Consider the following 21,581-nt stretch of genomic DNA (forward strand, 5'->3'; position numbering starts at 1 on the left):
GCTCAAGCGGCAGCCCCGGCAGCGCTCGGCCCGGTGATCTCGGCAACGGCACGGTCGATCAGATCGCCCAGCGTCTCGCCACGGGCGCGCGCCGCGAAGCTCAGCGCCATGCGGTGGATCAGCACCGGGCGCGCCATCGCCTGCACATCCTCGATCGTCGGCGCAAGGCGACCGTTGATCAGCGCGCGTGCCCGCACCGTCAGCATCAATGCCTGCGCGGCTCGCGGCCCCGGCCCCCACGCCAGCGCACCGCGGATGAACTCGGGCGCTTCGGCCTCGCGTGGACGGCAGGCGCGCACCAGATCGAGGATCGCATCGACGACCTTCTCGCCCACCGGCATCTGCCGCACGATCCCCTGCGCCTCGATCAGCTCGGCGGGGGTGAAGACGGCATGCGCCCCCTCGGCCACGACGCCGGTGGTCGCCAGCAGGATCGAGCGTTCGGTCTCGCGGTCCGGGTAATCCACGTCGACTTGCACGAGGAAGCGGTCGAGCTGGGCTTCGGGCAGCGGATAGGTGCCCTCCTGCTCGATCGGGTTCTGGGTGGCGAGGACATGGAAAGGCGGGCCAAGCGGGCGATGTTGGCCGGCGATGGTCACCTCGCGCTCCTGCATCGCCTGCAACAGCGCGGATTGCGTGCGGGGCGAGGCCCGGTTGATCTCGTCGGCCATCAGGAGCTGACAGAAAACCGGCCCTTCGAGAAAGCGGAAAGCGCGGCTGCCATCGGGTGCGGTTTCCAGCACTTCGGAACCCAGAATATCGGCGGGCATCAGGTCCGGCGTGAACTGGATCCGGTTCGAGTTCAGCCCCATCACCGTCGAGAGCGTCTCGACCAGAAGCGTCTTGCCGAGCCCCGGCAGGCCCACCAGAAGCGCATGTCCGCCCGAGAGCATCGCGGCGAGAACCAGCTCGACGACCCGGTCCTGCCCGATGAAGCGCCGGTCGATCGAGGCCCGCGCCTGCGCGAGCTTGCCGCCAAGGCGCTCGATATCTTCCATCAGCTTTTCGGGCTCGGCCATGACAATCTCCCCGTTGATGCCTATCTTTGCCAGCAAAGCAGATATCCACGCTCCGACCAACGGCAAAACTCGCATGACGGATCACAAACAGACAGTTTCCGCCCATTCCCCCACGGCAGACGGGCTCGCCTCCGCCGCGAAAAAGGCCAGCAAAAAAGGCCCGCCGCCAGTGCATCTGTGGGATCCGCCCTTCTGCGGCGATCTCGATATGGAGATCCGCCGCGATGGCACCTGGTTCTATCTGGGAACCCCGATCGGGCGCGAGGCGCTGGTGCGATTATTTTCATCGATTCTGAAACTCGAAGACGGGAAATACTTCCTCGTGACCCCGGTCGAGAAGGTCGGCATCCAGGTCGAGGACGCGCCCTTCATCGCCGTCGATTTCACAGTGGAGGGTGACGGCGACACCCAGACGATTCGTTTCACCACGAATGTGGGCGACGCGGTTCTCGCCGATGCAGACCATGCGATCCGGGTCGAACATAGCGAAGATGGCGAGCCCCGCCCCTATCTGCATGTGCGGCGCGGGCTCGAGGCACTGATCGACCGCAAGAGCTTCTACCGGCTCGTCGATCTGGCGGTCACCCGCAAACATGAGGGGCAGGACTGGCTCGGCGTGATCTCCTGTGGCAGCTTCTTCCCGATCCTGCCCGAAGCGGAGCTGTAACGTGCCGAAATTCGCCGCCAACCTGACGTTCCTCTTTACGGAACTGCCGTTCATCGAGCGGTTCGCGGCGGCCAAACAGGCCGGATTCGACGCGGTCGAGGTGCTGTTTCCCTACGAGTTCTCGGCGCAGGAAATGCGCCACGAGCTGATCCGCAACGATCTGACCTTCGTGCTGATGAACGTGCCGCCGCCGAACTGGACGGGCGGCGATCGCGGCTTTGCCGCCGTGCCCGGTTGCGAGGAGCGCTTCCGGCGCGATTTCGACCGGGCGATTCGCTTCGCCGATGTGCTCAAGCCGCGCCATATCCACATCATGTCAGGCAAGGCCGAGGGGATGGTCGCGCGCAAGACTTATGTCGAGAACCTGAAATGGGCCGCCGCGCGTGCGCCCAAGCGCTCTCTCACCATCGAACCGATCAACCCGATCGACATGCCAGACTACTTCCTGAACAGCTTCGATCTGGCGGCCGAGGTTCTGGAGGAGGTCGGCGCGCCCAACCTGCATCTGCAATTCGACGCCTATCACGCGCAGATGCTGACCGAGGACGTGGCGGGAACCTGGGCCGAGCACGGGCACCGCGCGGTGCATGTGCAATTCGCCGATGCGCCAGGACGCGGCGGGCCGGGGTCGGGCGAGATCGATCTTGCCGTCTTTTTCGCGACCCTCGATGCCGAGGGCTATGCGGGCCATGCCTCGGCCGAATATACACCGCAGTCGGACACGCGTGAAACGCTGGCTTGGTTGCCGAGACCCTGAGCCCTCAATGCGCCGGATGATCGGCGCAGCCCAAGACCGCGCTTTCGGGCTCCAGCGTCGCGTGGTGGATATCGAAGCGATGCGCCAGCATCCCCTTCGCCCGCGCGATCACAGGCGCATAATCCTGCCCCTCCGCCAGCACCAGATGCGCCTCGACCGAGATCCGGCGCTCGTCGATCTGCCACAGATGGACGTGATGGACACTCTCGACGCCCTCGACCGCGCCCAGCGCGACGCGCACCTCGGTGCAATCCTTCTCGGGCGGCGCGCCAAGCATCAGGATGCGCAGCACCGGTTTGAGATCGGTGAACACATGCCAGAGGATGAACACCGAAATCCCGATCGTCAGGATCGGATCGACCAGCCGCCAGTCATAGAGCAGGATCACCACGCCACCGATGATGACCGCGACCGAGGCCCCCGCATCGGCGAGGTTGTGCAGGAAGGCGGCACGAATATTGAGGCTGTGCTTCGAGAGCGCATAGGTCAGCGCGGCGGTCGCAAGGTCGATCACCAGCGCCGCAGCATCGGAGAAATTATGCACCCCATCCGCGATCAGCGCCATCGAGCCCGCGATCGCGCCCCCCGCGACCTGCGCGAATGTGAGCACCACATTGACGACCACGGCCCAAAGCACGCGATTGTCACTCGCAGTTTCGTCGAGATGATGGTGGGAGTGATCGTGGGGCATCTACGTCTTTCTCTATCCTCTGCGCCTGTGGCGCGGTGGGACGCTCCGCGGGGGATATTTGAGCCAAGGCGAAGCATAGGCGCTTCATTCGAGTTGGCCAAAATATCCCCGCCGAAGGCTCCCGCAGTCTCAACATTGCACGCCCGCGAGGTCAATGCGTTCGCGGCGTTCTGCGCGGATCCTCACACGGGTTTGTGCGTTGCCCCTCACGCCGCCTTCACCAAAATGAGAGCTTCCCGCTCCGAGCGCTCAAGAGGTGACCCGATGATCCCCGCCCGCTATGCACATTTCATCTTCAGCCTGATCCTCTCGGGGATCATGTCACTGCTGGTATCGGGCATTGCGACCTTGCGCGCGGCGGGGCTGGTCGAGAATTTCGCCGCGCTTTGGGCATCGAGCTGGCTTTCGAGTTGGGCTTTGGCCTATCCGGCGGTGCTGATCGTCGCGCCGATCGCGCGGCGCGTGACCAACAGGCTCGTGCGCCAGACCGCGGCTCAGTGAGCCTCGGCCCAGCTCGCCCCCTGCCCCGCATCGACGACCAGCGGCACCGAGAGCTTCACCATAGGTTCTGCCGCCCCTTCCATCGTGGCGCGGGCGGCGGTGATCAGGTCCTCCACGGCCGTGTCCTCGACCTCGAAGATCAGTTCGTCATGAACCTGGAGCAGCATTTTCGCCGGAAGCCCCTCGATCGCCTCGGGCATGCGCACCATCGCGCGGCGGATGATATCGGCGGCCGCGCCCTGGATGGGCGCGTTGATCGCGGCGCGTTTGGCGAAACCTGCTGAGGGGCCCTTGGCGATGATGTCCGGCGTGTGGATCTTGCGGCCGAACAGCGTCTGGACGAATTTGTGTTCCTTCGCGAAGGCCACGGTGTCGTCCATGTATTTGCGGATACCGGGGAAGCGCTCGAAATAGCGGTCGATGAAGCCTTGGGCCTCGGCGCGGGGGATGCGCAGGTTACGCGCCAGACCGAAGCCGGAAATGCCGTAGATCACCCCGAAATTGATCGCCTTCGCCTGACGGCGGATCTCGGGCGTCATCTTATCGAGCGGGACATCGAACATCTCGGAGGCGGTGGCCGCGTGAATGTCGAGGCCCTCCTTGAAGGCTTCGCGCATCTCCGGCAGGTCTGCGACATGGGCGAGGATGCGCAGCTCGATCTGGGAATAGTCGAGCGAGACGATCTTGCAGCCCTCGCGCGCCACGAAAGCCTCGCGGATGCGGCGCCCCTCTTCCGAACGCACGGGGATATTCTGCAGGTTCGGATCGGTCGACGCGAGGCGCCCGGTATTGGCCCCCGAGATCACATAGGACGTATGCACGCGGCCCGTCTCGGGGTTCACATGGGTCTGGAGCGCATCCGTATAGGTCGATTTCAGCTTCGAGATCTGGCGCCAGTCGAGCACGCGGGCAGCGAGTTTCGCAGCTTGCGGGTTGGTGTCCTCCATCGTGGTCACGTCCTCGAGCACATCGGCGCCCGTGCCGTAAGCACCGGTCTTGCCCTTCTTGCCGCCCTCGACGCCCATCGTGTCGAAGAGGATCTCGCCCAACTGTTTGGGCGAGCCGACATTGAAGGGCTGGCCTGCGATCTGGCCGATCTCGTCTTCGAGCTGCGCCATTTTCTGCGCGAACGCATTGGACATGCGGGCCAGAACGGAAGCGTCGACCTTCACCCCCGCCATCTCCATATCGGCCAGCACCGGCACGAGCGGACGCTCGAGCGTCTCGTAGACGGTGGTGACGTGCTCGCGATGCAGGCGCGGCTTGAACAGCTGCCACAGGCGCAGGGTGATATCGGCATCCTCGGCGGCGTAGCGGGTGGCCTTTTCGATCTCGACCTTGTCGAAGGTGACCTGGCTTTTCCCTGTCCCGATCAGCTCCTTGATCGGGATCGGCTGGTGGTTGAGATAGCGATCCGAAAGCGCATCCATCCCGTGGCCGTGCAGCCCCGAGAACATCGCGTAGCTCATCAGCATCGTGTCGTCGATCGGGGCCACGCGGATGCCGTGGCGGGCGAAGATCTTGAAGTCATACTTCATGTTCTGCCCGATCTTCAGGATCGCCGGATCTTCGAGCACGGGTTTCAGGAGCGTCAACGCCTCATCGAAATCCATCTGGCCCGCGACACGCTCGGAGCCGCCGAAAAGGTCGTCGCCGCCCGAGCTGTGCCCCAGCGGGATATAGGCGGCCCTGCCCGCCTCGATGCAAAGCGAGACGCCCACCAATTCGGCCTGCATCTCGTCGAGCGAGGTGGTCTCGGTATCGACCGCAACCCAGCCTTTCGCGCGCGCCTCGTCGAGCCATTTCGCAAGCTCACCTGCATCGCGGATGCAGGTGTAGCTGTCAGGCTCGAAGGCAGGCTGCTCGATCTCCTGCGCCGGTTCGTCGTGGCTCGCAGGCACTGCCGAAACCTCGGGCACGGGTGGCGGCTCGGTGCCGAATTTCTCGGCCACACGCCGGGTCAGCGTGCGGAACTCCATCCGGTTGAGAAAATCCATCAACTGGTCGGGATCTGGCTCACGCAGTTCCAGATCGTCGAGGGTGAACTCGATCGGGGTCTGCTCGTCGAGCGTCACGAGCCGCTTCGACAACCGGATCTGATCGGCCTTCTCGATCAGCGTCTCGCGCCGCTTGGGCTGCTTGATCTCTTCCGCGCGGGCGAGAAGCGTTTCCAGATCGCCGAATTCGTTGATCAGCAGCGCCGCCGTTTTCACGCCGATCCCGGGCGCGCCGGGGATGTTGTCGACCGAGTCGCCCGCAAGCGCCTGAACGTCGATCACGCGCTCCGGGCCGACGCCGAACTTCGCCTCGACCTCCTCGACCCCGATCGCCCGGTTCTTCATCGCGTCGAACATCTGGACGCCGCCGCCCACGAGCTGCATCAGATCCTTGTCGGACGAGATGATCGTCACGCGCCCACCCGCCTCGCGCGCCTGACGCGAGAGAGTCGCGATGATGTCATCGGCTTCGTAGCCCGCAAGTTCCTCGCAGGCGATATTGAACGCCTTGGTTGCCTCCCGGGTCAGCGGGATCTGCGGGCGCAGCTCCTCTGGCATCGCTTCGCGATTGGCCTTGTAGAGATCGTAAAGGTCGTTGCGGAAGGTATGACTGCCCTTGTCGAAGATCACCGCAGCATGGGTGGGCGCGTCCGAACCCTTGGCGTCCTCGATATATTTCCAGAGCATGTTGCAAAAGCCCGAGACCGCCCCGATCGGCAGCCCGTCGGATTTGCGCGTCAGCGGCGGCAGCGCGTGATAGGCGCGGAAGATGAAGGCCGAGCCGTCGATCAGATGCAGGTGACAACCTTTGCCGAATGCCATTGCGAGGCCCTCCTTCACGCGTTGGGCCCGGTTGTGCCACAGGGGGGTGCGGAGGGAAAGAGGATCGGGGGCGGCTGGGCGTAAAGGGGCGCGCCATAGCCTCGGGTGGGCGCTGTGTTCCGCGCGTGGCTTGGCGCTTTATCTCAAACGCCCGCAGGTCGCTTGAACCCGCGAAACTTCGCCAACGCGCCCTCCCGGTGTGAGGGTCGGGCGCGGCCAGGGGCTGGTCGCCCGGGCGAAGGGATGAACGCACAGCCCTTGCCAGACGCCCCGAAATCCCCCATCTCAACCACAACGACAAAGGATCGAACCGATGGATTATTCCAAGATGGGCGGGGCGAAACAGCCCAAGAACACGCCCAAGCACGCCGAGCACAATGCCTATGGCACCGACAAGACGCCTTACGGCAAGAAAGACCCCAAGGCCGAACTGCTGGCACGGATGAAGGCGGCGGCGAAGAAGGGCAAGTGAGGGCCCGCGTTCAGAGGTCCGCCTCCAGCGCCTCGGCGCCGGCAATCATCTTTGCCGACACCCCGCTCAGAAGCTCGGCCCAGTCGGCCTCCAGCTCGGACGTCCAGAGATCTCCCAGCTTGGCCGCGATCCCTGCGATCACGGCCTCTGACAGCCAGGCATAATAGTCCGGCTCGGCCCCGAAGAGCACATGCATCTGGCCGAGGCCCGGCAGTTCCAGTTCCTGCTCCTCGGGCGGATCGAGGGTCGCAAGGATCACCTCCATCATCGCGGCATATTTCAGCTGCTGCCCGCCCTCGCTGTTGGGCAGCAGCTGATCAAGTTCGGGATGGACCGCGTAAAGCCGCGCGAAAGTGTCGCGAAACAGCGCCGGGTCTTCGAAGTCGAGATGTTCGGCACTCGCACGCACCCGAGCCGCCCGCTCGGGCGGCAAGAGTGGCTCAGTGATCGTCATGCGCGTGGTCGCGGTCGATCACGTATTTCTTGTCGCAATAGCCGCATTCGACGAAGCCGGTATCGCGCGGGATCGACAGCCAGACGCGCGGATGGCCCAAAGCACCCTCGCCGCCATCGCAGGCGACTTTCCAGGTGGTGACGATCTCGGTTTCCGGCGCCTCGGGGGCATTGGGCGAATGGGTGGCAGTCATGGAAGCTCCGTCTATATAAGGCACGAGAACCCGCGCCTGTCATTCAGGCGCATTCTAGCAATCGCGAAAGGCGGGGCAAGTTGGAACAGCAGGCAATCGAGGTCTCCGGGCTGCGCAAGACCTATGCGGGCGGCAAGAAACAGGAACCGAAAGAGGCGCTGAAGGGGCTCGATCTGTCGATCCCGGCGGGCTCGATCTTCGGGCTTCTGGGGCCAAACGGGGCCGGAAAATCGACGCTGATCAACATTCTCGCGGGGCTGGTGAAGAAAACCGAGGGCCGCGTGGTGATCTGGGGCTTCGATCAGGACGTGAACCCGCGCCAGTCGCGCGCGGCGATCGGCGTGATGCCGCAAGAGCTCAACATGGACCCGTTCTTCACCCCGCGTGCCGCGCTGGAGATGCAGGCGGGGCTCTATGGCGTGCCGAAATCCGAACGCTGGACCGATGAGATCCTCGAACTGGTGGGGCTCACGGACAAGGCCGAGGCCTATGCGCGCAACCTCTCGGGCGGGATGAAGCGGCGGCTCCTGCTGGCCAAGGCGCTGGTGCACCGGCCGCAGATCCTCGTGCTGGACGAGCCCACCGCAGGCGTCGATATCGAGCTGCGCGCGATGCTCTGGCGCAATGTGCGCAAGCTCAACGAGCAGGGAATGACGATCATCCTGACCACGCATTACCTCGAAGAGGCCGAGGAAATGTGCGACGAGATTGCGATCATCAACCACGGCGAATTGATCATCCGCGACACCACGCCGAACCTTCTCAAGCGCATGGACCGCAAGGCGCTGGTCGTCGAGCCGCGCAACGCTGTCAGCCAGGAAATCCGCTTGCCGGACGGGGTGAGCATGGAGACCCGCGCGGGTGGGGAGATGGCATTTTCCTATTCGCGCAACGAGACCTCGGCCGAGGATATCCTCGACGCGCTGCGCGCCGCCGGCATCCAGATCCGCGATATCGCAAGCGAACAGCCGGGGCTGGAAGAGGTCTTCGTCTCGCTGACCTCGTCGCGCTGAGCCTGCCCGCTTACAACCCGTGGCTGCGGTCGTATCGGTTGGCCGCCGGTTGGACCCAGCCCTCGGGCGCGTGCGCGGGGCGGTAAATCTCCACGCCCAGAGGGTAGCAGGCCGCCGTGTCCGAGCTGTGCTCTGAAGAGCAATCCCCGCCCGGGCAGGCCGAGAGACCCCCCAGCAGGTCGATCTCGGCGAAGAATTCGAGGAAATCGCCGGGCCGAACGGGGCTGGCCTTCATGAAATACTGCCCGGTTTCGCGGGTGAAGCCGGTGCACATGAAGACGTTGAGCACGTCATGCACCAGCGCCTCCGCCTCGCGCGGCGAAAGGTTGCGCGCCTCGGCCAATGCGCGCGTCAGGTTCGAATGGCAGCAATGGTGATACTGCCCGCCATCGGAAAGCAGGCAATGCGTATAGGGATCGCAGCGCGTGCCGATCACGTCATGGACCGAGCCACCGAACGGGTCGATCCCATACCAGTCGAGCGTATCTTCGGTGATCGTTGCCATGGGCCGAAGCGTCGGAAAGCCCGACCACATCCGGTCACCCCGGCTGAGATGGGTGCCATGCAGCGCGCGGGTCTTGCCCGAATAGAACCGCTCGGACAGGTCCGCGGAAAACAGGTTCAAATCGCCAACTTGCGGCCCCTCGAGCGAGGTGATGCGGAAGAAATGTCCGGCGGGAACCTCGAAGGCCAGGGCTTCGCGTGGCGGCACGCGCAGGTCCGCGACCTTTTCCCAACCGTTCCGGGCAGAGCGATAGGCGCTGAGGTCGGGCTCAGGTAGGGTTTCAACCGGGTAGCAGATCACCGGGGCGAGGGACTTGCGCGCTTCTGCGTTCTCGGGCGGCTCATGTTCGGGTCTCGGGTGCATGAAAGGCTCCTCTTTTGCGCCACTCTGCCCTTCCCGAACGTAAAGAAAAACCCCGGTCCAGGACCGGGGCAGTCGCGACAGAACGCTTTTCGCTACAACGCTCAGGCGGCGTTGTAATATTCGTACATCAGTTCAACCGCCTCGAGGCCGGTTTCCTTGCGCGGCTTTGCCGGCGCGATCAGTACGGTCGCGGATTTCTCGGGGGTGTAATAGGCCAGATGCTCTTCGGCGACTTGAACAGGTTGCGTCCCTTTCGGGAATTTGACGATTTCCACCATGGAACTCTCTCCAGTTGCGAGTTCCTCCCTGCGAGGACATTTAGGCTCATCCGCGGAAAATCAAACCCGAAAATGCCGCATGTGCGATATGCGCTCGCTGCAACGCAGCAAAAAGGGCGACTTGCGCCGCCCTTCTACAATCCATTGGGGTAAGCACTTCGGCCACCCGCTATATGCACTGTGGCTTAAACCACGCGGTTGACCTGCATCCGCTTGATCTCGGCGATCGCCTTGGCCGGGTTCAGGCCTTTCGGGCAGGTCTTGGTGCAGTTCATGATCGTGTGGCAACGATAGAGCTTGAAGGGATCTTCCAGCGCATCGAGACGCTCCCCGGTCGCCTCATCGCGCGAGTCGATGATCCAGCGATAGGCGTGAAGAAGCGCCGCCGGGCCGAGATATTTGTCGCCGTTCCACCAGTAGCTCGGGCACGAGGTCGAGCAGGAGGCGCACATCACACACTCATAGAGACCGTCGAGTTTCTTGCGATCCTCGATCGACTGGCGCCATTCCTTCTCGGGGCGGTTCGTCTTGGTTTCCAGCCAGGGCATGATCGAGGCGTGCTGGGCATAGAAATGCGTCAGGTCCGGGATCAGGTCCTTCACCACCGGCATATGCGGGAGCGGATAGATCTTCACGTCGCCCTTGATCTCGTCGAGGCCATAGATACAGGCCAGCGTGTTGATCCCGTCGATATTCATCGCGCAGGAGCCGCAGATACCTTCGCGGCACGAGCGGCGGAAGGTCAGCGTCGGGTCGATCTCGTTCTTGATCTTGAGAAGCGCGTCGAGAACCATCGGCCCGCACTTGTCCATATCAAGGAAATAGGTGTCGAGCCGCGGGTTTTCCCCGGTGTCCGGGTCCCAGCGATAGATCTGGAACTTGCGGACGTTCTTGGCATCCGGCTTCGGCCAGGTCTTGCCGACGCGGATCTTGGAATTCTTCGGAAGCGTGAACTGAACCATGATTGGTCCCCTTTCCGTCAGTACGAATAGAGCGGCCGCGTGGGCATCCGGCCGGATTTTCTGTAAACGCAGGCGTTGTAGGCCTCTGAGGGATCGCCCTGAACCGTGACGCCGAGATTGAAGTCGAGTTCCACTTCGGAGTGGAAACCCTCGTTCGTGACGCCCATGCCCGCCGAGCCGGTGACCGGCGCTTTCGGAGCATATTGGGCGTAGCACTGGCGTTCGGCCTGTTCGACCGGAATGGGACCGCAGGCAGCGAGGCCGAGCCCCGCCGCCATCAGCCCATATGCCGGTCCGAGGCGCATCAGTAGACCCGCTTCTTGGGCGCGATCTTCTTCAGCTCGATGCCGCCATCGGCCTCGGGCGTCAGCGGATCGAGATGGACCGCGCGGAAGCTGAGTTTCACCTCGTTGCCATCGACATGCATGATCGAGTGCTTGCGCCAGTTCGCGTCGTCGCGATCCGGGTAATCCTCGTGCGCATGCGCACCGCGCGATTCCTTGCGGGCCTCGGCGCCGACGATGGTCGCCAGAGCGTTCGGCATCAGGTTCTCGAGTTCCAGCGTTTCCATCAGGTCCGAGTTCCAGATGAGCGAACGGTCGGTGACCTTCAGATCGTCCAGCTTGGAAGCCACGACCTTCATCTTCTCGACACCCTCGGCCAACGTCTTGTCGGTGCGGAACACCGCCGCGTCGGCCTGCATCGTGCGCTGCATCTCGAGGCGCAGTTCGGCCGTCGGCGTGCCGCCATCGGCGTAACGCACCTTGTCGAAGCGGTCGAAGATCGCGTCGATCTTGGCTTTCGGGATGATCGGGTTGGCGCTGTTCGGATCGACGATCTGACCGGCGCGGATCGCGGCGGCACGACCGAAGACCACGAGGTCGATCAGCGAGTTCGAACCCAGACGGTTTGCACCATGCACCGAAGCCGAACCCGCCTCGCCCACGGCCATCAGGCCGGGCACGATCGCATCGGGATTGTCGGCGGTCGGGTTGATGACCTCGCCATGATAGTTCGTCGGGATACCGCCCATGTTGTAGTGCACGGTCGGCAGAACCGGGATCGGCTCTTTGGTGACGTCGACGCCGGCGAAGATCTTCGCCGATTCCGAGATCCCCGGCAGACGCTCGGCCAGCGCTTCCGGCGGAAGGTGGCTGAGGTTGAGGAAGATGTGATCCTTGTGCTCGCCCACGCCGCGGCCTTCGCGGATCTCTAGCGTCATGCAGCGCGACACCACATCACGCGAGGCCAGATCCTTGTAGGTCGGCGCGTAACGCTCCATGAAGCGCTCGCCTTCGGAGTTGGTCAGGTAACCACCCTCGCCGCGCGCGCCCTCGGTGATGAGGCAGCCCGAGCCGTAGATGCCGGTCGGGTGGAACTGCACGAATTCCATGTCCTGAAGCGCGAGGCCAGCCCGCGCCACCATGCCGCCACCGTCGCCGGTGCAGGTATGGGCCGAGGTAGCCGAGAAATAGGCGCGGCCGTAGCCACCCGTGGCCAGAACCACCATCTTCGCGTTGAAGACATGCATCGTGCCGTCGTCGAGTTTCCAGCAGACGACGCCCTGACACTGCCCGTCATCGGACATGATCAGGTCGATCGCGAAATACTCGATGTAGAACTCGGCGTTGTTCTTCAGCGACTGTCCGTAGAGCGTGTGCAGGATCGCGTGGCCGGTGCGGTCAGCGGCGGCACAGGTGCGCTGCACGGGCGGGCCTTCACCGTATTCGGTGGTGTGGCCGCCGAAGGGGCGCTGGTAGATCTTGCCCTCTTCGGTGCGCGAGAACGGCACGCCGTAATGCTCGAGCTCGTAGACGGCCTTGGGGGCTTCGCGCGCGAGGTATTCCATCGCGTCGTTATCCCCGAGCCAGTCCGAGCCCTTGATCGTGTCATACATGTGCCACTGCCAGCTGTCCGGGCCCATGTTGCCCAGGGACGCGGCGATACCGCCCTGCGCGGCGACGGTGTGCGAGCGGGTCGGGAAGACCTTGGTCACGCAGGCGGTGCGCAGGCCCTGTTCGGCCATGCCCAGCGTGGCGCGCAGGCCCGAGCCACCGGCACCGACCACGACCACGTCGTAATTGTGGGTTTCGTATTCGTATGCAGCCATTTGCCTCGTCCCGTTATCAGTTGCCCAGCAGAAGGCCGATGAAGACCATCTTGCCGAGTGCATAGAGTGCGGTCGCCATGATCACGTAAGCCAGCGAATGCATCGCGATCTTGAGCGCCTTGCCGGCGGTGCCGTGCACGTAGTCTTCGATCCAGACTTCGGTGCCCTTCGCGAAGTGCTGCATGCCGACGATCACAATCAGCGCGGTCAGGATCGCCGGGAAGGGGCTCGCGAAGGTGGAGATTACGGTCTGCTGGTCAGCGCCCAGCGTGGTGCCGACGATGTAGAGCCAGGTCGGAATCATGAAGGCAAGCGCCACGGCGGATGCCGACATCCACCAGTGATGCTCGGTACCGGTGCCCGAGGCACCTTTGCCAACGGCGCGCTTGCGGTCGGTGAGGTAACGCATCTCGGCCTCCGTTACAGATGAATGATGATGAGGGTCAGCGCGGTCAGCACGACCGAGCCGATGACACAGATCCAGCCGAGCATCTCGGCGGTCTTGATGTCCATGTAACGACCGGTATCCCAGATCAGGTGCCGGATCCCGGCGAGGTAGTGATACCAGACGCCCAGCAGCGACAGGGTGAAGACGAGATCGCCGAACCACGAGGTCGCGATCGCGTTCACGAAGTCGAAATAGGCAGGGCTCGTCGCGGCGGCGAGCAGCCACCACACGAGCAGCAGCACGCCGACGATGATCCCGTTGCCGGTGATCCGCGTCATGATCGACGAGAACGACGTCATCTGCGGGCGGTAGATTTGAAGGTGCGGGGAAAGCGGGCGCTCAACCTGTTTCACTTCAGCCATGATCGGTCCCTTTGTTCGCTGGGCTCGACGCAAGCAGCGCCCCATGAACGGGGTCCGGGCTTGCGCGGAGCTGGCCGGAATTGGGTTTGTTACTAACGCAATTTTCCCCCAAGTCACGCGCTCAGAGCATGAAAAACTGTGATTTGCGCTCAAACAGGGGTGAAAAATTCGCTTTGTGATCACATAAATTCTGAGCGTGATCACATGTTAACGCTCGCGGAGACCGCAGCCCCCGCGAGTGAGTCTCCCGCCGCGATCAGGTCGGCATCAGCGCCCAGTAATCGAGATCGAGCAGCACTTCGGGGAGGTATTTTCCGTCTTCGCCCTTATAGGCGAACTCGCTCGCGCCCTGTTTCAACGCGACCAGACGCAGCCGGATCGCGCCGACACCCGGCACACCGGTCTCTGCCTTGTCGAGCACTTCCGACCAGGCTTTGACGGTATCGCCCGAGAAACACGGGTTGGCATGTGCGCCGGCATTGAGCGCCACGATCATCTGCGCGTTGGCCAGCCCGTTGAACGAGAGCGCGCGGGCCATCGAGATCACATGCCCGCCATAGATCAGGCGCTGGCCATCCTCGCGGAAGGTGGCGTCGAAATGCACCTTGGCGGTGTTCTGCCACAGGCGCGTCGCGATCATGTGCTCGGCTTCCTCGATCGTGACGCCGTCCACATGGTCGATCTTCTCGCCAATCTCGTAATCGCCCCAGCGATGCGGTTCGCCCGCGAGGTCGAAATCGTAGCCTTCGAAACTCAGCCCCTCAGGGACAACCAGATCCTCAGGGGCCACGACCTTCGCCAGTTCGGGCAGCACTGTCTCGGGCGCGGGGGCGTCAAAGTCGCGTTTGCGCACCATCACCCAGCGCACATATTCCAGCACGACCTCATCCATCTGGTTGAAGCCGCGGGTGCGGACATAGACCACCCCGGATTTGCCGTTCGAGTTCTGTTTCACCCCAATCACTTCGCTTTCGGAGCGCAGCGTATCGCCCGGGTAGACCGGCTTGATCCAGCGCCCTTCCGCATAACCAAGGTTCGCCACCGCGTTCAGCGAGACATCCGGCACCGTCTTGCCGAAGACCACGTGAAAGGCGATCAGATCGTCGAGCGGCGAGCCGTCGAGACCGCAGGCGCCCGCGAATTCGTCCGAGGAATAGAGCGCATGGCGCGCAGGATAGAGCGCGTGATAAAGCGCGCGCTCCCCTTCCGCGACGGTGCGCGGCACGGCGTGGCGGATCACGTCGCCGATCTTGTAATCCTCGAAGAAACGGCCCGGATTGGTCTTGCCCATCATTGCTCTCCCAGCTTCATGTCGGGGTGATATTCGCCCGCGATTTCCTTGGTCACGGCCTGCGCGCAGCGCATCACGCCCTTCGCCTGATCGAAGGCGTATTGCGGATCGCCATGCAGCGCCCAGCCCTTCGACAGCGCGAGGCTGATCTTGTGGCAAAAGGCCGAGGTGTCGTCTTCGGTAAGCAAACGATAGATCAATGCCATGTTACGCCCCGAAAACCGCGTAGCCGAACCAGTAGTGGATGCCTGCGATCGCGCCATAGACGATCAGCGTGCCGACGATGCCACCGATTTCCTTACCGATATTGACCTGCGGGTTGGGCTTGGCGGGCTTGCTCTGCTTGTTGATCAGGATCACCTCCAGCACCGCCCAAGCCAGCAGACCGCCGAACAGGACGATCCCCGGCAGAGTCGGATTGACCAGAAGATGCGCGAGCGCCCAGGTCTTCACCCCGGTCAGCTGCGGGTGACGGATCTTGCCGCTCAGCCACAGTTTCATGCCCGAGACCGCGAACAGATAGACCGCGAACAGCATCAGCAGGTTGTTGACGCCTTTAAGCGCCGCGTTCGGCGTCCAGAGATAGAAAACCGGATCGGCAGCGCGCCAGCCGATGAACATCAGCACGACGCTGATCAGAACGAGTGCGGCCACCATCGGACGCTCCGCGCCCTTGAGCGCGCGCCGGAAGCCCGGGAAGATCCGTTTCGCGAGATGTGCCAGCGACCAGATCAGGACGCCGAGGATGAGAAGTGCCATTGCGATTGCCTCTTAGCTGCCAAGCGCGGCAATCGCCTCCGCCTTGGCGAGGATCTGCCGCGCGGTGACGATATGCAGATTCTCCACGATCTTACCATCCACGACCGCAACCCCCTGCCCCGCGGCCTCTGCCTCTTCGAAGGCCGCGATCTGACGCTTGGCGAGATCGATCTCGGCTTCCGAAGGCGCGAAGGCGGCGTTGCAGACCGTCAGTTGCGCCGGGTGGATCAGCGTCTTGCCGTCGAAGCCCATGTCGCGACCCTGATCGCATTCGACCTTCAGCCCCTCGTCATCCTTGAACGCGTTATAGACGCCATCGACGATGATCTTGCCATGCGCCTTGGCCGCCAGCAGGCACAGGCCCAGCCCCGCCTGCATCGGCAGACGGTCGGCGCGGAAGCGGCTCCCGAGTTCCTTCGCGAGATCGTTGGTGCCCATCACCATGCCCGCGAGCCGCGGATGCGCGGCGATCACGCCCGCGTTGAGCATCCCCAGCGCGGTCTCCATCATCGCCCAGAGAGGCACGCCCGGGATCAGATCGGCCACCGCGTCGAGATCGGCGGTCGTCGAGACCTTCGGGATCAGGATCGCATCGACCTTGGCGCCTGCGCGGATCGCCTCGGCAAAGGCGAGGATGTCCTCGCGGCCCCAGTCGGTGTCGAGCCCGTTCACCCGCACAATCCGCATCCGCGGACCGTAATCGGCCTCGGCCAGCGTCTTCGCCAGCAGCGCGCGGGCATTCACCTTCTCGTCAATGGCAACGGCGTCCTCGAGATCGAAGATGATCGCATCACAGGCCAGCCCCGTGGCTTTCTCCAGCGCACGCTCTTTCGAGCCGGGAATGTAGAGCACGGAACGGGTCGGGCGGGCCATTTGATTCTCCATCTCGCAATTTTCTTTCGCCAGATCGCACAAACGAGACAGAATCGGCAAGCCCCGATTTGCCGCAACGCAGAAAAATCGCCGTTTTGCGGGGCGCTGCGCGGCGCTCGCGCGGGAGGTTAACCCTATTTTCGCATCTCGCGGCGCAGGCTCGGAACTTCTGTGACGAAAGGGCGCGTTATGCTGCAAAAGATGATCGGCCTCTCCCTCGGCTTCGCTTTGGTGGTTGCGCTTGCGCAGCGCGCGCCCGCCGAAACCGCCTCTTGCGGCCAGCGCGCCGATCTCGTGTCGCAACTCCAGACCCGCTATCTCGAGACCCGCCGCGCCATCGCGCTGGCGGAAAACAACGCGGTGCTCGAGATCTTCGCCTCCGAAAGCGGGAGTTGGACGATCCTCGTTACGCGCGCGAACGGGCAAAGCTGCCTGATCGCCTCGGGTGAAGCGTTCGAAGCGCTTGCCGAAACGCTGCCGGCTCAGGACACCGCGCTCTAGGCGAAAATCGCCTGGTGGATCAGCTTTAGAGAAATCAGCAGCAGCGCCCAGATCACGATCTTGTAGAAGATCTCGGTGGGCATCCGCTTCACCAGCCAAACCCCGAGAAACACCGCTCCCGAGGCCGGAACGGCGAGGATCATCGCCGTGCCCAACGAATCCCAGTTCACCTCGCCCAAAGCGATGTAGGGGCCGAGCTTGGCCAGATTCACATAGGAAAACAGCACCGTCGCTGTGCCCGCGAATACCTGCTTGGGGAGGTTGAGGGGGATCGTGTAGGTCTGAAAGGGCGGCGCGCCGGAATGGCTGACGAAGCTGGTGAAGCCCGCAATCGTGCCCCAGAACAGCCCCGGCGCGACCTTCGCCTCCTGGCGCGCGCCGGGCCGATGCCGGAACAGCGCGTTGAGCGCGAACACCGCACCGATCGTCCCCACCATCAGCGTCACCCAACGCTCGGACACGATCTCGGCGGTGGCCCAGCCAATGCCGATCCCGATCGTCGTGGCGGGAATCATGATCGCGAGCACACGCCGGTCGAACGCCTTGCGATAGGCCCAGAGGCCGAAAATGTCCGCGACGATATAGACCGGCAGCAAGAGCCCCGCGGCCGCGACCGGATCCATCACCATCGCCAACACCGGAACCGAGATCGATGCCGCCATCGGGATACCGCCCTTCGACAGGCCGACCATCACCGCAGCAAGAAGTGCCAGGGCCCAGCCCGTCACACTCAGTTCCAACATCGCGTTTTCCCTCCCGATCGAGAATCGCCCTGCCCGACCGTTGTCCCTGAGTTGCATGGGGACGGGTCGAAGGGAACCGCAGCCCCGAAAAGAGAATGTAAGCAAAGTCCGAAAGCGGACCGCTTCGGCATACATTTGCATACATTTTTTCGCTTCCGCGCCCCGCCGCAGCGCAGCACCCTTGCCCTTTGGGAACCAAAGAGCTAGTTGAACCGCGTCAGATTTACCCAATCCACCCACCCGGAGGACCAAATGGCCAGACCCAAGATCGCCCTTATCGGCGCCGGTCAGATCGGCGGCACGCTCGCTCATCTCGCCGCCATCAAGGAACTCGGCGACGTCGTGCTGTTCGACATCGCCGAAGGCACGCCGCAAGGCAAAGCCCTCGACATCGCGGAATCGGGCCCCTCCGAAGGCTTCGACGGCACCTTCAAGGGTACCAATGATTACGCCGACATCGCGGGCGCAGATGTCTGCATCGTCACCGCCGGCGTTCCGCGCAAGCCGGGCATGAGCCGCGACGACCTGCTGGGCATCAACCTCAAGGTCATGAAGTCCGTCGGCGAAGGCATTGCCGCGCACGCGCCCAACGCATTTGTGATCTGCATCACCAACCCGCTCGACGCGATGGTCTGGGCTCTGCAGCAGTTCTCGGGCCTGCCGGCCGAGAAAGTCGTCGGCATGGCCGGCGTGCTCGACTCCGCGCGTTTCCGCCACTTCCTGTCGGTCGAATTCGGCGTCTCGATGCGCGACGTCAACGCCTTCGTGCTCGGCGGCCACGGCGACACGATGGTGCCGCTCGCCCGCTACTCGACCGTTGGCGGCATCCCGCTGCCCGACCTGGTCGAAATGGGCTGGACCACCCAGGAGAAGCTCGACGCGATCATCCAGCGCACCCGCGACGGCGGCGCCGAGATCGTCGGCCTGCTGAAGACCGGCTCGGCTTTCTACGCCCCGGCGACCTCGGCGATCGAGATGGCGGAAGCCTACCTGAAAGACCAGAAGCGCGTCCTGCCCTGCGCAGCCTACGTCAAAGGCGCGCTCGGCCTCGACGGTCTCTATGTCGGCGTGCCGACTGTGATCGGCGCTGGCGGCATCGAGAAGGTCATCGACATCAAGCTCAACAAGGACGAGCAGGCGATGTTCGACAATTCGGTCAACGCGGTGAAGGGCCTCGTGGAAGCCTGCAAGGGCATCGACAGCACCCTCGCCTGATCGAAAATCAAGCCTGATCCGAATTTGGGGCGCGCCTTCGGGCGCGCTCTTTGCGTTTTCTGGCCGGCGAGTCCGTCAGGGCGATGATGGTCACGCTGAACTGACGAGCGGCTCGGGGTCAAAGCCAAACGCGTCGTGCAGCCGGCCGATCAGATCCGCCTCGTGACGGATCAGCGCGCGATCGAACCCTGCTGGGCTCAGATCGACCTTATCTCCAAAGAGCGCGTGTGTTTCCTCGGCGATGGCCAGCTGCGGGCGGATCAACAGCTCATGCGCCGCCAGTTCCTCGGCTTCGTAATCGCGCAGGCCCTGGACGTCCCACCACAGCCGCATCAGCTCATCGGGATCTTCGGCGCGCAAGGCGGCCTCGTTGAACTGGGCGGTGCGCGAATTGACATAGGGCACCGGCTGCCCCGTCACCTTGGTCGTCACCCGACGCAGCATCTTGAGCAGGAAATGCAGCGGCGTAAGCCCGTCGAAATGCATCAGCCGCGCGTTGTAGCTGGGTCGATAGGGCAGATCGTTGACCGTGCTGTCCCAATGGCTGAGCGGGAAATGCACCCCGATCGCATAGCCGCGCCCCGAGCGCACCACCGGCTTGCCCGCGACATGGCCTGCAAGCCCCTTGTGCAGGTAGCGCGCGCGCAAACCATAGAACAGCAGCCCTTCCTCGGCGAAACCATCCCAGCGTCGGCGGAAGGCACCCGCGAAGATATCGGCGCCGGGCGCCTTGCTCAGATAACAGCGCTCGTCCACCTCGAGCCGCAGCCACGCCTTCTGCTCCCCGGTCTTGGCCAGTTCCCATTCGAGCGGGCGCGCGAGGCTCACGAACTCGTCCGCATCGCAATGGATGAGCCAATCCAGATCGGTTTCGGCCAGGGTCCGGGTCGCATTGTATTTCTGCCGTCCCTGATGGCGCGCCGGTCGCTTGTTGCGCCAGCCCCGCGCCCAGCCATCTTCGCCCGAATGGTGGACGAACACGCCGTCGACCCCGCCGATCAGAGCCTCGGCCTCGGGGTTGGGCCGGTCGAAGAACACATGAACCTCGCTCGCCCCGATCGCGCGGTGATGCGCGACATAGGCCGCGACCAGCGCTGCGGGCTCATCCACGGTGGCCACGACGCCCCAGCGCGGCATCTCTTCACTTTGCGTCATACGCCTGTCATGCTTCGACTGTCCCTTTCCCGCAACTGACTCGATTTTCGCGAGTCGTGCCAGTGCCCGCATGCCACAGTGCAGCATTTTGGCATTTGTGATCACACATTTTGGGCCTGTGATCACATATGTCGTTTTTTCAGGCCGAGCGAGGCGAATTGTCGCGATTTCAGTTTGAGTGAAGTCTCAAAGCGCCTAGAACCCCTGCAAATCGCACCAGCATGGGGTATCCAAGGATGAATATCCACGAATATCAGGCCAAACAGCTCCTCAAGAGCTACGGCGCTCCGGTCTCGGATGGCCGCGTCGTTCTCAAGGCTGAAGAAGCCAAAACCGCCGCGAGCGAGCTCGACGGCCCGCTCTGGGTCGTGAAGGCTCAGATCCACGCCGGCGGCCGTGGCAAAGGTCACTTCAAGGAGCCCGAAGCGGGTGAAAAGGGCGGCGTTCGCCTCGCCAAGTCGGTCGAAGAGGCCGAGACGCTGGCCAAGCAGATGCTCGGCAAGACCCTGGTGACGCACCAGACCGGTCCGGCCGGCAAGCAGGTCAACCGCATCTATATTGAAGACGGCTCGGACATCTCGCGCGAGCTGTATCTCGCGCTGCTCGTCGACCGCGCCACCTCGCGCATCTCGATCGTCGCCTCGACCGAAGGCGGCATGGACATCGAGGAAGTCGCGGCCTCGACCCCCGAAAAGATCCTGAGCTTCTCGATCGACCCGGCCACGGGCTACCAGGCCTTCCACGGCCGTCGCGTCGCGTTCTCGCTGGGCCTCGAAGGCCCGCAGGTCAAGCAGATGGTCGCGCTGCTCGGCAATCTCTACCGTGCCTTCACCGAGAAGGACATGGAGATGCTCGAGATCAACCCGCTGATCGTGATGACCGACGGCAATCTCAAGGTTCTCGACGCCAAGCTCGGCTTCGACGGCAACGCCGTCTACCGCCACTCGGACATCGCCGCGCTGCGCGACGAGACCGAAGAGGATCCGAAAGAACTCGAAGCCTCCAAGTACGACCTCAACTACATCGCGCTCGATGGTGAGATCGGCTGCATGGTGAACGGCGCGGGCCTCGCGATGGCCACGATGGACATCATCAAGCTCTACGGCGCCGAGCCCGCGAACTTCCTCGACGTCGGCGGCGGCGCCACGAAAGAGAAAGTGACCGAGGCGTTCAAGATCATCACGTCGGATCCGAACGTCAAAGGCATCCTCGTGAACATCTTCGGCGGCATCATGCGCTGCGACATCATCGCCGAGGGCGTTATCGCCGCGGTCAAGGAAGTCGGCCTGCAGGTCCCGCTCGTCGTGCGCCTCGAAGGCACCAACGTCGAGAAGGGCAAGGAAATCATCGCCAATTCCGGCCTCAACGTCATCGCCGCCGACAACCTGTCGGATGGCGCAGAGAAAATCGTCAAAGCGGTGAAGGGCTAA

General features: G+C 63.4%; 26 protein-coding genes. 8 read left to right on the top strand and 18 right to left on the bottom strand.

The window, feature by feature from the left end; all coding sequences use genetic code 11:
- Positions 1–2 precede the first annotated feature (2 nt).
- Entirely contained in the window at positions 3–1,019 is a 1,017-nt protein-coding gene (locus BMI90_RS13070; protein ID WP_078529923.1) for a MoxR family ATPase, read from the bottom strand.
- A 73-nt stretch (positions 1,020–1,092) separates the two neighbouring features.
- On the opposite strand from BMI90_RS13070, the gene BMI90_RS13075 reads away from it, so the two are divergent.
- Together BMI90_RS13075 and BMI90_RS13080 are read left to right on the top strand one after the other, a co-directional pair.
- Positions 1,093–1,686: a DUF1285 domain-containing protein gene (locus BMI90_RS13075; RefSeq protein WP_078529924.1), complete on the top strand. Its 594-nt coding sequence runs from the start codon at positions 1,093–1,095 to the stop codon at positions 1,684–1,686.
- A gap of 1 nt (position 1,687) precedes the next feature.
- Entirely contained in the window at positions 1,688–2,443 is a 756-nt protein-coding gene (locus BMI90_RS13080) for a TIM barrel protein (RefSeq protein WP_078529925.1), read from the top strand.
- Positions 2,444–2,447: 4 nt separating this feature from the next.
- Here the strand turns inward: BMI90_RS13080 and BMI90_RS13085 are convergent, their stop codons facing one another.
- The gene (locus tag BMI90_RS13085) at positions 2,448–3,134 is read right to left on the bottom strand and encodes a cation diffusion facilitator family transporter (protein ID WP_078529926.1); all 687 of its coding nucleotides are present in this window, start codon (positions 3,132–3,134) and stop codon (positions 2,448–2,450) included.
- Between the two features lie 264 nt (positions 3,135–3,398).
- Here BMI90_RS13085 and BMI90_RS13090 point away from each other — a divergent pair, with 264 nt between their 5' ends.
- Entirely contained in the window at positions 3,399–3,635 is a 237-nt protein-coding gene (locus tag BMI90_RS13090) for a DUF2798 domain-containing protein (protein ID WP_078529927.1), read from the top strand.
- Here the strand turns inward: BMI90_RS13090 and polA are convergent.
- Positions 3,629–6,454, bottom strand: coding sequence for a DNA polymerase I (polA, locus tag BMI90_RS13095; RefSeq protein WP_078529928.1), 2,826 nt, complete (start codon positions 6,452–6,454; stop codon positions 3,629–3,631). The two genes, BMI90_RS13090 and polA, sit on opposite strands and share 7 nt — an antisense overlap.
- Before the next feature lie 313 nt (positions 6,455–6,767).
- On the opposite strand from polA, the gene BMI90_RS18760 reads away from it, so the two are divergent.
- Entirely contained in the window at positions 6,768–6,926 is a 159-nt protein-coding gene (locus tag BMI90_RS18760; RefSeq protein WP_168172777.1) for a hypothetical protein, read from the top strand.
- 10 nt (positions 6,927–6,936) lie between these two features.
- On the opposite strand, the gene BMI90_RS13100 is transcribed toward BMI90_RS18760, so the two are convergent.
- Entirely contained in the window at positions 6,937–7,380 is a 444-nt protein-coding gene (locus tag BMI90_RS13100; protein ID WP_078529929.1) for a globin domain-containing protein, read from the bottom strand.
- Positions 7,367–7,573 (bottom strand): zinc-finger domain-containing protein, encoded by a 207-nt coding sequence (locus BMI90_RS13105; protein WP_038077533.1) that lies wholly within the window; start codon positions 7,571–7,573, stop codon positions 7,367–7,369. Before BMI90_RS13105 ends, BMI90_RS13100 begins: the two co-directional genes overlap by 14 nt.
- A gap of 80 nt (positions 7,574–7,653) precedes the next feature.
- Here BMI90_RS13105 and BMI90_RS13110 point away from each other — a divergent pair, with 80 nt between their 5' ends.
- Positions 7,654–8,586 (top strand): ABC transporter ATP-binding protein, encoded by a 933-nt coding sequence (locus BMI90_RS13110; protein WP_078529930.1) that lies wholly within the window; start codon positions 7,654–7,656, stop codon positions 8,584–8,586.
- A gap of 10 nt (positions 8,587–8,596) precedes the next feature.
- On the opposite strand, the gene BMI90_RS13115 is transcribed toward BMI90_RS13110, so the two are convergent.
- The 11 genes from BMI90_RS13115 to BMI90_RS13160 form a co-directional block, all read right to left on the bottom strand.
- Positions 8,597–9,454, bottom strand: coding sequence for a DUF1989 domain-containing protein (locus BMI90_RS13115; RefSeq protein ID WP_078529931.1), 858 nt, complete (start codon positions 9,452–9,454; stop codon positions 8,597–8,599).
- 101 nt (positions 9,455–9,555) lie between these two features.
- On the bottom strand, positions 9,556–9,732 hold the full coding sequence (locus BMI90_RS18765; protein WP_168172778.1) for a hypothetical protein: 177 nt from the start codon (positions 9,730–9,732) through the stop codon (positions 9,556–9,558).
- Between the two features lie 185 nt (positions 9,733–9,917).
- On the bottom strand, positions 9,918–10,694 hold the full coding sequence (locus BMI90_RS13120) for a succinate dehydrogenase iron-sulfur subunit (RefSeq protein ID WP_078529932.1): 777 nt from the start codon (positions 10,692–10,694) through the stop codon (positions 9,918–9,920).
- Between the two features lie 17 nt (positions 10,695–10,711).
- Positions 10,712–10,999: a hypothetical protein gene (locus BMI90_RS13125; protein ID WP_078529933.1), complete on the bottom strand. Its 288-nt coding sequence runs from the start codon at positions 10,997–10,999 to the stop codon at positions 10,712–10,714.
- Entirely contained in the window at positions 10,999–12,804 is a 1,806-nt protein-coding gene (sdhA, locus tag BMI90_RS13130; protein ID WP_078529934.1) for a succinate dehydrogenase flavoprotein subunit, read from the bottom strand. Before sdhA ends, BMI90_RS13125 begins: the two co-directional genes overlap by 1 nt.
- Before the next feature lie 16 nt (positions 12,805–12,820).
- Positions 12,821–13,213, bottom strand: a complete 393-nt coding sequence (gene sdhD, locus BMI90_RS13135) for a succinate dehydrogenase, hydrophobic membrane anchor protein (RefSeq protein ID WP_078529935.1) — start codon at positions 13,211–13,213, stop codon at positions 12,821–12,823.
- Between the two features lie 11 nt (positions 13,214–13,224).
- Positions 13,225–13,614 carry a succinate dehydrogenase, cytochrome b556 subunit gene (sdhC, locus tag BMI90_RS13140; RefSeq protein WP_078529936.1) on the bottom strand — a complete coding sequence of 130 codons (390 nt, stop codon included), beginning with the start codon at positions 13,612–13,614 and terminating at the stop codon, positions 13,225–13,227.
- A 256-nt stretch (positions 13,615–13,870) separates the two neighbouring features.
- Entirely contained in the window at positions 13,871–14,905 is a 1,035-nt protein-coding gene (locus BMI90_RS13145; RefSeq protein WP_078529937.1) for a MaoC family dehydratase, read from the bottom strand.
- A complete protein-coding gene (locus tag BMI90_RS13150) occupies positions 14,905–15,111 on the bottom strand; it encodes a DUF1737 domain-containing protein (RefSeq protein ID WP_078529938.1) in 207 nt (68 codons plus the stop codon). The genes BMI90_RS13145 and BMI90_RS13150 overlap by 1 nt, the downstream gene beginning before the upstream one ends.
- A gap of 1 nt (position 15,112) precedes the next feature.
- A complete protein-coding gene (locus BMI90_RS13155; RefSeq protein WP_078529939.1) occupies positions 15,113–15,664 on the bottom strand; it encodes an NnrU family protein in 552 nt (183 codons plus the stop codon).
- Positions 15,665–15,676: 12 nt separating this feature from the next.
- Positions 15,677–16,549: a CoA ester lyase gene (locus tag BMI90_RS13160; protein ID WP_146671287.1), complete on the bottom strand. Its 873-nt coding sequence runs from the start codon at positions 16,547–16,549 to the stop codon at positions 15,677–15,679.
- A gap of 177 nt (positions 16,550–16,726) precedes the next feature.
- On the opposite strand from BMI90_RS13160, the gene BMI90_RS13165 reads away from it, so the two are divergent.
- Positions 16,727–17,038, top strand: a complete 312-nt coding sequence (locus BMI90_RS13165) for a hypothetical protein (protein ID WP_078529940.1) — start codon at positions 16,727–16,729, stop codon at positions 17,036–17,038.
- On the opposite strand, the gene BMI90_RS13170 is transcribed toward BMI90_RS13165, so the two are convergent.
- Positions 17,035–17,781, bottom strand: a complete 747-nt coding sequence (locus tag BMI90_RS13170; RefSeq protein ID WP_078529941.1) for a sulfite exporter TauE/SafE family protein — start codon at positions 17,779–17,781, stop codon at positions 17,035–17,037. The genes BMI90_RS13165 and BMI90_RS13170 overlap by 4 nt on opposite strands.
- A gap of 252 nt (positions 17,782–18,033) precedes the next feature.
- On the opposite strand from BMI90_RS13170, the gene mdh reads away from it, so the two are divergent.
- Complete coding sequence (gene mdh, locus BMI90_RS13175; protein WP_078529942.1) at positions 18,034–18,996, top strand: malate dehydrogenase; 963 nt, start codon at positions 18,034–18,036, stop codon at positions 18,994–18,996.
- A 90-nt stretch (positions 18,997–19,086) separates the two neighbouring features.
- Here the strand turns inward: mdh and BMI90_RS13180 are convergent, their stop codons facing one another.
- Positions 19,087–20,151 carry a glycosyltransferase family 2 protein gene (locus tag BMI90_RS13180; protein WP_158521716.1) on the bottom strand — a complete coding sequence of 355 codons (1,065 nt, stop codon included), beginning with the start codon at positions 20,149–20,151 and terminating at the stop codon, positions 19,087–19,089.
- Positions 20,152–20,387: 236 nt separating this feature from the next.
- On the opposite strand from BMI90_RS13180, the gene sucC reads away from it, so the two are divergent.
- The gene (sucC, locus tag BMI90_RS13185; protein WP_078529944.1) at positions 20,388–21,581 is read left to right on the top strand and encodes an ADP-forming succinate--CoA ligase subunit beta; all 1,194 of its coding nucleotides are present in this window, start codon (positions 20,388–20,390) and stop codon (positions 21,579–21,581) included.

It is taken from the genome of Thioclava sp. L04-15 (assembly GCF_002020275.1).
GTDB classification, from domain to species: domain Bacteria; phylum Pseudomonadota; class Alphaproteobacteria; order Rhodobacterales; family Rhodobacteraceae; genus Thioclava; species Thioclava marina.